8 protein-coding genes are annotated in these 12128 nt (G+C 67.5%); all 8 read left to right on the plus strand.

The features are described 5' to 3' along the window. Window positions 1-142 precede the first annotated feature (142 nt). The 8 genes from xdhA to ASD05_RS06995 all read left to right on the plus strand — a co-directional run bounded on the left by xdhA (window position 143) and on the right by ASD05_RS06995 (window position 12074). Window positions 143-1747, plus strand: coding sequence for a xanthine dehydrogenase small subunit (gene xdhA, locus ASD05_RS06960; RefSeq protein ID WP_056589561.1), 1605 nt, complete (start codon window positions 143-145; stop codon window positions 1745-1747). Between the two features lie 2 nt (window positions 1748-1749). Then, on the plus strand, window positions 1750-4200 hold the full coding sequence (gene xdhB / locus ASD05_RS06965) for a xanthine dehydrogenase molybdopterin binding subunit (protein WP_056589564.1): 2451 nt from the start codon (window positions 1750-1752) through the stop codon (window positions 4198-4200). Between the two features lie 162 nt (window positions 4201-4362). Beyond that, entirely contained in the window at window positions 4363-5355 is a 993-nt protein-coding gene (locus tag ASD05_RS06970; protein ID WP_056589567.1) for a LysR family transcriptional regulator, read from the plus strand. Window positions 5356-5434: 79 nt separating this feature from the next. Next, window positions 5435-6835 carry an NCS2 family permease gene (locus ASD05_RS06975; RefSeq protein WP_056589570.1) on the plus strand — a complete coding sequence of 467 codons (1401 nt, stop codon included), beginning with the start codon at window positions 5435-5437 and terminating at the stop codon, window positions 6833-6835. Window positions 6836-6946: 111 nt separating this feature from the next. Then, entirely contained in the window at window positions 6947-8461 is a 1515-nt protein-coding gene (locus ASD05_RS06980) for an ABC transporter ATP-binding protein (RefSeq protein WP_056589573.1), read from the plus strand. After that, the gene (locus tag ASD05_RS06985) at window positions 8454-9599 is read left to right on the plus strand and encodes an ABC transporter permease (protein WP_056589579.1); all 1146 of its coding nucleotides are present in this window, start codon (window positions 8454-8456) and stop codon (window positions 9597-9599) included. The genes ASD05_RS06980 and ASD05_RS06985 overlap by 8 nt, the downstream gene beginning before the upstream one ends. A gap of 334 nt (window positions 9600-9933) precedes the next feature. Further along, a complete protein-coding gene (locus ASD05_RS06990; protein WP_007839100.1) occupies window positions 9934-10854 on the plus strand; it encodes an ABC transporter permease in 921 nt (306 codons plus the stop codon). Between the two features lie 47 nt (window positions 10855-10901). Beyond that, the gene (locus ASD05_RS06995) at window positions 10902-12074 is read left to right on the plus strand and encodes a BMP family ABC transporter substrate-binding protein (RefSeq protein ID WP_056589582.1); all 1173 of its coding nucleotides are present in this window, start codon (window positions 10902-10904) and stop codon (window positions 12072-12074) included. Window positions 12075-12128: the final 54 nt, after the last annotated feature.

Consider the following 12128-nt stretch of genomic DNA (forward strand, 5'->3'; position numbering starts at 1 on the left):
TGCAGCATGCACGCAAGGGTTTCCCCGTACGTGGCATACCGAGCCCCACATACGCGTTATGGGCGCCCCCGTATGCAAGACCCCGGACAAGCCGCTAACGTCCATGACTGACCCACGACGGGTCTCCCACGAGCCCAAAAGCATGAGCATCGACAGCAGCACCAGCAGCCAGATTCAACCGATCCGCTTCTTCCATCGCGGAAGGATCGTCGACGTCACCGGCGTCCACCCGACCCGCTCCGTGCTCGACTGGTTGCGCGAGGACGCCCGCTGCACCGGCACCAAGGAAGGCTGCAACGAGGGTGACTGCGGCGCCTGCACCGTCGTCATCGGCGAACTCGCCACCGACCCCGACGCCGAAGGCACCATCGACGGGCTGAACCTGCAGACCGTGAACGCCTGCATCCAGTTTCTTCCCACGCTGCATGGCAAGGCGCTGTTCACGGTCGAGGACCTGAAGAGCCAATGCAAAACCCCGAAGACCGCTGAAAAGAAGCAGCACACCGTGCACACGCTGCACCCCGTCCAGCAGGCCCTGGTCGACTGCCACGGCTCCCAGTGCGGCTTCTGCACGCCCGGCTTCGTGATGTCGCTCTGGTCCGCCTACGAGCACCACCAGGCCGAAGGCACGCAACCCACCCGCCAGCAGCTGGCCGACGAACTCTCGGGCAACCTGTGCCGCTGCACCGGCTACCGCCCGATCCTCGATGCCGGGCAGCGCATGTTCGACCTGCCGGCCGTGCGCCTCGACACGAAACCGGTGGTCGCGGCCCTCACCGCGCTGCAGAACGACGGCCTCGACTATGCCGCGCCGCTCGGCGCGCGCATCGACCACTTCTATGCGCCGAAGACGCTGGCCCAGCTCGCCGCGCTGCGCGAGCAGAAGCCACGCGCCCAGCTGCTGGCCGGTTCGACCGACGTCGGCCTCTGGGTCAACAAGCAGTTCCGCGACCTGGGCGACATCATCTACGTGGGCGACGTGGCCGAAATGAAGGCCATCGAAGACCGCAAGGACGAGCTCTACATCGGCGCCGGCGCCTCGCTCGAATCCGCCTTTGCCGCGCTGGTCGAGCGCGTGCCGAGTCTTTCCGACGTGTGGCTGCGCTTCGCCTCGCCGCCGATCCGCCATGCCGGCACCATGGGCGGCAACGTCGCCAACGGCTCGCCCATCGGCGATTCGCCGCCGGTGCTGATGTCGCTCGATGCACAGATCGAGCTGCGCCGCGGCGATGCGGTGCGCCGCATGCCGCTGTCCGAGTTCTATCTCGACTACATGAAGAACCAGCTGCAGCCTGGCGAGTTCGTCCAGGGGCTGGCCGTTCCGCACGCTGCGCTGCGCCGTCAGGTGCGCGCCTACAAGATCAGCAAGCGCTTCGACTGCGACATCTCGGCGCTGTGCGCGGGCTTCGCCATCGAACTCGAAGCCGGCAGCGACACGGTCAAGGCCGTGCGCCTGGCCTTCGGCGGCATGGCGGCCATCGTCAAGCGCGCCGCGAATGCAGAGGCGGCCTTGGTCGGCAAGCCATGGACGCAGGCCAGCGTTGCCACCGCCAAGCTCGCGCTGGCACAGGACTTCAAGCCGCTGTCGGACATGCGCGCCTCGGCCGACTACCGGCTGCAGGTGGCGCAGAACCTGATCCAGCGGCTCTGGCTCGAGACCCGCGCCGAAGACGCCCTGTCGCTGGAAGAAACCAGCGTATGGAGCGTGATGCCCCATGCCACCAAGGCCGCCGTCGAAGGAGTCTGACCATGAACAAGCCCATCGACGCCCGCCTGCTGCAGCCCGCTGAGGCCTTTGCCGATTACCTGGCCAACACCGCCGCGCGCATCGACGTCGGTGCCGAAGCGCTCGCGCACGATCTTGGCGCGCGTGTCGGCATCAGCCGGCCGCACGAGTCGGCCCACCTGCACGTGGCCGGCGAAGCGACCTACATCGACGACATTCCCGAACTCGCCGGCACGCTGCACTGCGCGCTGGGCCTGTCACCGGCCGCCAACGGCCGCGTCACGGCGCTGTCGCTCGACGCGATCCGTGCGATGCCCGGCGTGGTTGCGGTGCTCACGGCCGACGACATTCCCGGCAGCAACGACTGCGGCTCGATCGTCCACGACGACCCGATCCTGCTGCCCGTGAACCACGGCGGAGAGATCCGCTACCTCGGACAACCCGTGTTCGCCGTGATCGCCGAGACGCGCGATGCCGCGCGCCGCGCCGCTGCGAAAGCCAAGGGCGCGCTGACCATCGAGGCGCAGCCGCCCGTGCTCACGCCGCAGGCAGCGCACGAGCGCGGCCAGTATGTGGTGCCGCCAATGCACATCGTGCGCAGCGGAGGCAGCGCCAACGAGGGTGACGAGGCTGCCGTGCGCGCCGCCGTCGCCAAGGCGCCACACCGCCACAAGGCGACGCTCGACGTGGGCGGGCAGGAACAGTTCTACCTCGAAGGCCAGATCAGCTACGCGATTCCGAAGGAAGGCGGCGCGCTGCACATCCACTGCTCGACGCAGCACCCGAGCGAGATGCAGCACCTCGTGGCGCATGCGCTGCACCTGCAGTCGAACGAGGTGCATGTCGAATGCCGGCGCATGGGCGGCGGCTTCGGCGGCAAGGAGTCGCAATCGGCGCTGTTCGCCTGCGTGGCGGCCATCGCGGCGCGCCAGTTGCAGCGCCCGGTCAAGCTGCGGCTCGATCGCGACGACGACTTCATGATCACCGGCCGGCGCCACTGCTTCTGGTACGAGTACGAGGTGGGCTACGACGACGAGGGCCGCATCCTCGGCGCCGAGATCACCATGGTCTCGCGCGCCGGCCACTCGGCCGACCTGTCGGGTCCGGTGATGACGCGCGCGCTGTGCCACTTCGACAACGCCTACTGGCTGCCCAACGTGGCCATGCACGGCTTCTCGGGCAAGACCAACACGCAGAGCAACACGGCGTTCCGCGGCTTCGGCGGTCCGCAGGGCGCCATCGCCATCGAGAACATCATGGACTCGGTGGCGCGCGAACTGAAGCGCGACCCGCTCGATGTGCGGCGCGTCAACTTCTACGGCAAGACCGACAACAACGTCACGCCGTACCGCCAGACCGTGACCGACAACATCGTCCATGAACTCGTGGCCGAACTGGAAGCCAGCAGCGACTACCGCGCGCGGCGCGAAGATATCGCGGCCTTCAACAAGACGAGCGTGGTGCTCAAGCGCGGCCTCGCGCTGGCGCCGCTGAAGTTCGGCATCTCGTTCAACGTGAAGCACTTCAACCAGGCCGGCGCGCTGGTGCACGTGTACACCGACGGCTCGATCCTCGTGAACCATGGCGGCACCGAGATGGGGCAGGGCCTGAACACCAAGGTGGCGCAGGTGGTGGCGCACGAGCTGGGCGTGAGCTTCGAGCGCGTGCGCGTCACCGCCACCGACACCACCAAGGTGGCGAACACCTCGGCCACGGCAGCATCGACCGGCGCCGACCTGAACGGCAAGGCTGCGCAGGACGCGGCCCGCCAGATCCGCGAGCGCCTCGCCGAATGCGCGGCCGAGCGCCATGGCGGCAAGGCCGGCGAGGTGCGCTTCGCGAACGACAAGGTCGAGGTCAATGGCCGCTCGCTGGCCTTCAGCACCGTGGTGGGCGAGGCGTACCTCGACCGCAAGCAGCTGTGGTCCGACGGCTTCTACGCCACGCCCGGCCTGAGCTGGGACAAGGACAGGATGCAGGGCCGCCCGTTCTACTACTACGCCTACGGCGCGGCCGTGAGCGAGGTGATCGTCGACACGCTCACGGGCGAGTGGAAGTTGTTGCGCGCCGACATCCTGCACGACGCGGGCAAGTCGCTGAACCCGGCGGTGGACATCGGCCAGGTCGAGGGCGCCTTCATCCAGGGCATGGGCTGGCTCACCACCGAGGAGCTGGTGTGGCACCCGCAAAGCGGCATGCTCACCACGCACGCGCCCAGCACCTACAAGATTCCGACGGCCAACGACTGCCCGCCGGTGTTCAACGTGCGCCTGTTCGAAGGCCAGAATTTCGAGGATTCCATTCACCGCAGCAAGGCCGTGGGCGAGCCGCCGCTGCTGCTGCCGTTCTCGGTGTTCTTCGCGATCCGCGACGCGGTGTCTGCCGCGGGCGGCCACCGCATCGATCCGCCGCTGAAGGCGCCGGCCACGAGCGAGTCGATCCTTCGTGCCATTACCGCTGTCCAGTCCGCATAGTCACTCGTAGACTTTGGCGCATGTCCAAAGTTCTCCCAATGCCCTACCTCCTGATCCCATTCGCGAAACACCGCGGAACCGGCTTCGCCGGGCCGCTGGTGTTGTCCCCGGCAGGGGGTTGGCGAAGCGACACGAAGTGCGCGAAGACTGGGGGGACGCCACATGCGTGACCAGGCGCTTTTCGACAAGATCGATCTCCATCTGATCCGGGTGCTTCACACCGTGTTGACCGATCGCAGCGTCTCGCGCGCCGCCATCCGGCTGGGCATGTACCAGCCGGCCGTTTCGGCCGCGCTGAAGCGCCTGCGCGAGCTGTCGGGCGACCCGCTGCTGGTGCGCTCGGGTTCGGGCATGGTGCCGACCGATGCGGGGCTGCGCATGATCGAGCCCGCCGCCAGCATCCTGCGTGCGGCCGAGATGCTGTTCTCCGACGCGCGCGGCTTCGAGCCGCAGTCGGCGGCCACCACCTTCCGCATCGCGGCCAGCGACTACATGGACCCGCTGTTCCTGCCGATGCTGGTGGCGCACGTGAAGCGCGAGGCGCCGCTGTGCCAGATCGAGATCCACGCGCTCACTCCCGACTCGGACTACCACGGCCACCTCGCGCTCGGCCAGGTCGACCTCGTGATCGGCAACTGGCTCAAGCCGCCGGAAGACCTGCACATGGCGCGGCTGTTCGGCGACGAGGTGGTGTCTCTGGTCAACAAGGACCATCCGGCGGTGCGCCGCGGCTGGGACCTGGAGACCTGGCTCGCGGCCGAGCACATCGCGCCCACGCCCATGCACCCGGGTGGGCGCGGCATCATCGACCAGATGCTCGACGAGCTGGGGCGGCAGCGCAACATCACGGCGCGCTGCGCGCACTTCAGCCTCATTCCGGACATGGTGGCCTCGAGCCTGCTGGTGCTGACCACCGGGCGCCAGTACTGCGAGCGCTTCGCGTCGCGGCTGCCGCTGAAGATTCTCGATTGCCCCGTGGCGCTGCCGCGCCTCATGTACTACCAGCTCTGGCACGAACGCACCCATTCGTCGAGCTCGGCGCGCTGGCTGCGCGAATGCATCAAGGACGTGGCGGCGTCGCTGCGTCCAACGGTTTCCGCGATACCGGGCGCCGCGGCGCGCCTGCCCGCAGCGCCTGAAACCTTCGATCCCTGAGAGATCCCCGTTCGCGCCGGCGTCGTGAGCGGGGGCAACGATGAAGCAACCGCCACTACAACAGCTGGAGACAAGCGAAATGAGTACGTTCGAACAGGCGCCGCAGGGCGCCGATCCCCGCGCGCCGGGGCATGTCGAGTCCGCCCGTGCGCGTGCGGCCGTGAGCGGCGCAAGCGGCCCTGGCCTGCTTGAACGCGTGTTCAAGCTCAGCGCGCACAACACCACGGTGCGCACCGAAGTCATCGCGGGGCTCACCACCTTCCTGACGATGGCCTACATCATCTTCGTGAACCCCTCGATCCTGGGCGACGCGGGCATGCCGAAGGGCTCGGTCTTCGTGGCCACCTGCCTCATTGCGGCGCTGGGCACGCTGATCATGGGCCTGTACGCCAACTACCCGATCGCCATGGCGCCGGGCATGGGGCTGAACGCCTACTTCGCCTATGTGGTGGTGCTCGGCATGGGCTACACGTGGCAGGTCGCGCTGGGCGCGGTGTTCATCTCGGGTTGCCTGTTCCTGATCGTCACGGTCACGGGGCTGCGGGAGCTGTTCATACAGGGCATACCGCAGTCGCTGCGAACGGCGATCACGGTGGGCATCGGCATGTTCCTGGCGCTCATCGCATTGAAGAGCGCGGGCGTCGTCGCGGCTTCGCCCGCCACCTTCGTCACGCTGGGCGACCTGCACTCGGCGCCGGTGATCCTGGCTACGCTGGGCTTCCTCATCATCGTGGCGCTCGACAAGCTCAAGGTGCGCGGCGCGATCCTGATCGGCATCGTCACGGTGACGGTGCTGTCGTTCTTCTTCGGCGGCAACAAGTTCCACGGCGTGTTCGACGCGCCGCCGTCCATCGCGCCGACCTTCATGCAGCTCGACATCCTGGGCGCGCTCAAGGGCGGCATCCTGAACGTGGTGCTGGTGTTCTTCCTGGTCGAGATGTTCGACGCCACCGGCACGCTGATGGGCGTGGCCAAGCGCGCCGGCCTGCTGGTGCCGGGCAAGATGGAGCGTATGAACAAGGCGCTGCTGGCCGACAGCGGTGCGATCTTCGCGGGCTCGCTGCTCGGCACCTCGAGCACCACGGCCTATGTGGAGAGCGCGGCCGGCGTGCAAGCGGGCGGACGCACCGGCCTCACGGCCGTTGTGGTGGCGCTGCTGTTCCTGGCCTGCCTGATGATCTCGCCGCTCGCGGGATCGGTGCCGGCCTACGCCACCGCGCCGGCGCTGCTCTTCGTGGGCTGCCTGATGCTGCGCGACCTGGTCGAGCTCGACTGGGAAGACACGACCGAGGTGATCCCTGCCGCTGTCACCGCGCTCACGATGCCCTTCACCTATTCCATCGCCAACGGCCTGGCCTTCGGCTTCATCACATACGCCGTGCTGAAGCTCTGCACCGGCCGGGCACGGGAAGTGCATGCAATGGTCTGGGTCATCGCCGCCGTGTTCATGTTCAAGTTCGCCTATATCGGCGGACACTGACTTGAACTGAGCAAAGCGCCGTCGGGCGCCGATGGTCGCGGGGACGTTATTAAACTGATAGCTGTTTCCGCTTTGTTGCTGTTGACGAGACAAAAATCCACGAAACCCGGCATGACAACCCCAAGACTCCAACTGGCGAACATCACCAAGCGATATCCCGCGGTGGTCGCCAACAGCGACATTTCCCTGGCCGTGCAGCCCGGCGAGATCCACGCCGTGCTCGGCGAGAACGGTGCCGGCAAATCGACCCTGATGAAGATCATCTACGGCTCGGTCAAGCCCGACGAAGGCACCGTCATGTTCGACGGCCAGGCCGTGAACCTGCGCAACCCGCAGCAGGCGAGGGCGCTGGGCATCAGCATGGTGTTCCAGCACTTCAGCCTGTTCGATACGCTCACGGTGGCCGAGAACGTCTGGCTGGGACTCGACAAGTCGCTGCAACTGGCCGAGGTGGCGCGCAGCATCACGGCCAAGGCGAGCGAATACGGGCTCGACATCGACCCGGCGCGACCGGTGCACACGCTGTCGGTGGGCGAGATGCAGCGGGTCGAAATCATCCGCGCGCTGCTCACCAACCCCAAGCTGCTGATCCTCGACGAGCCGACCTCGGTGCTGACGCCGCAGGCGGTCATCAAGCTGTTCGCCGTGCTGAAGAAGCTGTCGTCCGAGGGCTGCAGCATTCTCTACATCAGCCACAAGCTGCACGAGATCCAGGAGCTGTGCAGCGCGTGCACCGTGCTGCGCGGCGGCAAGGTCACGGGCGTGTGCAATCCGCAGAACGAAAGCACGCAGTCGCTGTCGCGGTTGATGATCGGCAGCGAGCCGCCGCCGCTGCAGCACCGGCCGGTGCATGCGGGCGCGGTGGCGCTGCGCGTCGACGGGCTGACGCTGGCGCGCGAAGACCAGTTCGGCATGGACCTCGAGGGCATTTCGTTCGAGGTCCGCGCGGGTGAGGTGGTCGGCATCGCCGGTGTCTCCGGCAACGGCCAGCGGGAGCTGCTCTACACGCTGTCGGGCGAGGACGTGCGCGCCGAGGCGCCGATGGTCCGGGTGTTCGACCAGCCCGCCGGCCGGCTGCGCCCGCGCGCGCGCCGCGCGCTCGGCCTGCACTTCGTGCCCGAGGAACGGCTGGGCCGCGGCGCGGTGCCTACGCTGGGACTCGCGCACAACCTGCTGCTCACGCGCGGCGATGCGGTGGGCCGGGGCGGATGGATCCGCACCGGCGCGCTCGAGCGGCAGGCGAAAGCCATCATCGAGCGCTTCAAGGTCAAGGCCGGCGGCCCGCGCGCGGCGGCGCGGTCGCTGTCGGGCGGCAACCTGCAGAAATTCATCGTCGGGCGCGAGATCGACGCCAACCCGAAGCTCTTCATCGTCTCGCAGCCGACCTGGGGCGTGGACGTGGGCGCGGCCGCACTGATCCATGCCGAGATCCTCGCGCTGCGCGATGCCGGCTGTGCGGTGCTGGTGATCAGCGAGGAGCTCGACGAGCTGTTCAACATCTGCGACCGGCTGCACGTGATCGCCAAGGGCCGGCTGTCGCCCTCCATCGACCGCGCGGCCGCCACGCTGCCGCAGATCGGCGAATGGATGAGCGGCCTGTGGAAGAAGGAGGCGGCCCATGTTTAAGCTCGAACCCCGTCCGGAGCTTTCGCGCTTCTGGAGCTATGCCTCGCCGATCCTGGCGCTGGCGATCACCGTGCTGATCGGCGTGGCGCTGTTCGCGGCACTCGGCAAGGACCCGGTCAAGGGCCTGCTGGTTTTCTTCTACGAACCCATCAAGAGCGGCTACGCCATCGGCGAGCTGATGGTCAAGGCCACGCCGCTGCTGATCATTGCGCTGGGGCTGGCCGTGTGCTTCCGCTCGAACGTGTGGAACATCGGCGCCGAAGGGCAGTTCGTGTTCGGCGCCATTGCGGCCGGTGGCGTTGCGCTGCTGGCCGACAAGACCACCGGCCAGTGGATCGTGGCCGCCATCCTGGTCGCGGGCGTCCTCGGCGGCATGGTGTGGGCGGGCATAGTCGCGTTCCTGCGCGACAAGTGCAACGCCAACGAGATCCTGGTGAGCCTGATGCTGGTCTACGTGGCGACGCTGCTGCTGGGCTACATGGTCTATGGGCCGTGGAAGGATCCGAACGGCTACAACTTCCCGCAGACCAAGACCTTCGAGGCGGTCACGCAGATTCCGCGCCTGTTCAAGGGCTCGCGCGTGAGCATCGGGCTGGTCATCGCGCTGGTGGGTGCGGGGGCGCTGTGGGTGTTCCTGTTCCGCACGCGCGCGGGCTTCGCGCAGCAGGTCGGCGGCTTGGCGCCGGCGGCCTCGCGCTATGCGGGCTTCTCGGCGCGGCGCGCGGTGTGGATCGCGCTGCTGACCTCGGGCGGCGCGGCCGGCCTCGCAGGTGCGCTCGAAGTGGCGGGGCCGCTCGGCCAGCTCACGCCCTACGTGCCGGCGGGCTACGGCTTCGCGGCGATCATCGTGGCCTTCGTCGGGCGGCTGCATCCGGTGGGCATGATCTTCTCGGCCCTCCTCATGAGCATGTTCTACATCGGCGGCGAACTGGCGCAGTCGCGGCTCGGCCTGCCGAAGTCGTTGACCGGTGTGTTCCAGGGGCTCTTGCTCTTCACGCTGCTGGCATGCGACACGCTCATTGCCTATCGCATTCGCCGCAAGGCGGCTGTCAAGGCTGCTGGCTTGACGACAAGTTCGCTGCAGGCGAGCACACCGCTCACTGCGCCTGTCGCGCGGCCGAGCGAAGGAGCGCTTTGAATGAAGGCCTTGGCTTCGATTCGAGTGCCGCGTGTGTCGTGGGGCGCTCACGCCGACGGGGTACCTTGCTCCGCGAATGTCCCCCGGCCTGCGGCCTCCTCCTTTATTTCGCTGCGCAAGGCACCCCGCCGGCGTGAGCGTTGGACAGAGCCGTCGTTGATCGGCCCGCACCACAGCCGCGCCCATCGTGCTCAGGGCACCGGGTGCTCCCCGCAGCGAAATAAAGGAGGAGCCGAAGGCGGGGGACATTCGCGGAGGGGAGTACCCGGTGCCCTGAGCACACGCCCCGAACAACAGCCCTCGAACACAAGCAACCCGCGCCGGAGCAACTGACATGGACAGCTACGCACTCCTCCTGGGCTCCACCCTGAGCGCCGGAACGGTCCTCGCCATCGCGGCGCTGGGCCTGTTGATCAACGAGAAGGCCGGCATCGTCAACCTCGGCGCCGAGGGCCTGATGCTCTGCGCCGCCATCGCCGGCTTCGCGACGGTGGTCACCACGCACAACCCCTGGCTCGGCTTCCTCGCCGGCATGGCGGCCGGCGCGCTGCTCTCGGCATTCTTCGGCGTGCTGGTGATCTGGCTCAACACCAACCAGTACGCGACCGGCCTCGCGCTCAGCCTGTTCGGCGTCGGCTTCTCGGCCTTTGCCGGCATCAACTTCGTGCAGGCCAAGCTGCCCGCGAGCGTGAGCTACGCCATCCCCGTGCTGGGTGACATCCCGCTCGTCGGCCCGGCGCTGTTCCGCCATCACCCGATGGTGTATTTCGCGGTGGTGCTGACCGTCGCGCTGATCTGGTTTCTCTACCGCACGCGTGCCGGCCTGGTGCTGCGCTCGGTCGGCGAGTCGCCCGAGTCGGCGCATGCGCTGGGCTATCCGGTGCGGCGCATCCGCTTCATGGCGGTGATTGCGGGCGGCGCGCTGTGCGGACTCGCGGGCGCCTACCTCTCGACCGTGTACACCCCGCTGTGGGTCGAGGGCATGGTGGCAGGGCGCGGCTGGATCGCGCTGGCGCTCACCACCTTCGCCACTTGGCGGCCGGTGCGCGTGCTGCTGGGCGCCTATCTGTTCGGCGGCGTGTCGATGCTGGGCTTTCACCTGCAGAGCAGCGGCGTCGACGTCCCGGCGCAGTTCCTCAGCATGCTGCAGTACATCGCGCCCATCGTGGTGCTGGCGCTGATCTCGCGCAACCCGGCGTTCATTCGCGCCAACATGCCGGCCTCCATCGGGAAACCGTTCTACCCCGGCTCATAATCGTGTTTCGTTTTTCCGCCAACCTGTCCTTTTGAGGATTTCCGACAATGAATGATCTGAACAAGCGCTCCCTGCTCAAGCTGGCCGCCCTCACGGCGGTCGCTTCGGCGGCCCTGATCGGCTGCGGCAAGAAAGAAGAAGCGGCAGCACCGGCCCCAGCGCCCCCGCCGGCCCCGGCACCCGCCGCTGCCGCACCGGCTCCGGCAGCGCCGCTGAACATCGCATTCGCCTATGTCGGACCCGTGGGCGACGGCGGCTGGACCTTCGCGCACGACAACGCGCGCAAGGCGCTCGAAAAGGAATTCGGCGACAAGATCAAGACCACCTTCGTCGAAAGCGTGCCCGAGGGCGCCGACGCCGAGCGCGTGTTCCGCGACATGGTGAGCCAGGGCAACAAGCTGATCTTCGGCACCACCTTCGGCTACATGGAGCCCATGCTCAAGGTCGCGGCCGACAGCAAGGACGTGAAGTTCGAGCACGCCACCGGCTACAAGACTTCCGACAACATGCGCACCTACGACAGCCGCACGTACGAGGGCGCGTACATGGCCGGCGTGATCGCCGGCGCCATGACCAAGAGCAACACGCTGGGCGTGGTCGGCTCGGTGCCGATTCCCGAAGTGCTGCGCAACATCAACAGCTTCACGCTGGGCGCGCAGTCGGTCAACCCGAAGATCACGACCAAGGTGGTGTGGGTCAACGAGTGGTTCAGCCCGCCGAAGGAAACCGAAGCCGCCACCGCGCTCATCAACGGCGGCGCCGACGTGCTGTTCCAGAACACCGACTCGCCGGCCGTGCTCAAGACCGCGCAAGAGAAGGGCAAGCGCGCCTTCGGCTGGGACTCCGACATGACCGCCTACGGTCCCAAGGCCCATCTGGCCTCGGCCACCATCAACTGGGCCCCGTACTACATCAAGGCCACCCAGGAAGCCCTGGACGGCAAGTGGACCACCGGCCAGAGCTGGTGGGGCGTGAAGGAAGGCGCCATCGACCTCGTGTCGATCGCCGATGACGTGCCGGCCGAAACCAAGGCCAAGGTCGAGGCAGTGAAGAAGGGCCTGAAGGACGGCAGCTTCGTGATCTGGAAGGGCCCGATCGTCGGCCAGGACGGCAAGGAACTGGTCGCCAAGGACGCGGTGGCCGACGACAAGTTCCTCTCGGGCGTGAACTTCTACGTCAAGGGCGTCGAAGGCAAGGTGCCGGGCGGCGACAAGAAATAGGCTCGCCCCCAGGCTGCGCGCACTTCGTGTCGCTGCGCCTTCCCCCTACCGGGG

The sequence above is a fragment of the Variovorax sp. Root434 genome, assembly GCF_001426595.1.
GTDB lineage: Bacteria > Pseudomonadota > Gammaproteobacteria > Burkholderiales > Burkholderiaceae_C > Variovorax.

Excerpts from the sequence above, each read along its gene's own strand:
- xdhA (WP_056589561.1), top strand. The coding sequence starts at position 143 with ATGAGCATCGACAGCAGCACCAGCAGCCAGATTCAACCGATCCGCTTC.
- ASD05_RS06995 (WP_056589582.1), top strand. The coding sequence starts at position 10,902 with ATGAATGATCTGAACAAGCGCTCCCTGCTCAAGCTGGCCGCCCTCACG.
- ASD05_RS06970 (WP_056589567.1), top strand. The coding sequence starts at position 4,363 with ATGCGTGACCAGGCGCTTTTCGACAAGATCGATCTCCATCTGATCCGG.
- ASD05_RS06990 (WP_007839100.1), top strand. The coding sequence starts at position 9,934 with ATGGACAGCTACGCACTCCTCCTGGGCTCCACCCTGAGCGCCGGAACG.
- ASD05_RS06980 (WP_056589573.1), top strand. The coding sequence starts at position 6,947 with ATGACAACCCCAAGACTCCAACTGGCGAACATCACCAAGCGATATCCC.
- xdhB (WP_056589564.1), top strand. The coding sequence starts at position 1,750 with ATGAACAAGCCCATCGACGCCCGCCTGCTGCAGCCCGCTGAGGCCTTT.
- ASD05_RS06985 (WP_056589579.1), top strand. The coding sequence starts at position 8,454 with ATGTTTAAGCTCGAACCCCGTCCGGAGCTTTCGCGCTTCTGGAGCTAT.
- ASD05_RS06975 (WP_056589570.1), top strand. The coding sequence starts at position 5,435 with ATGAGTACGTTCGAACAGGCGCCGCAGGGCGCCGATCCCCGCGCGCCG.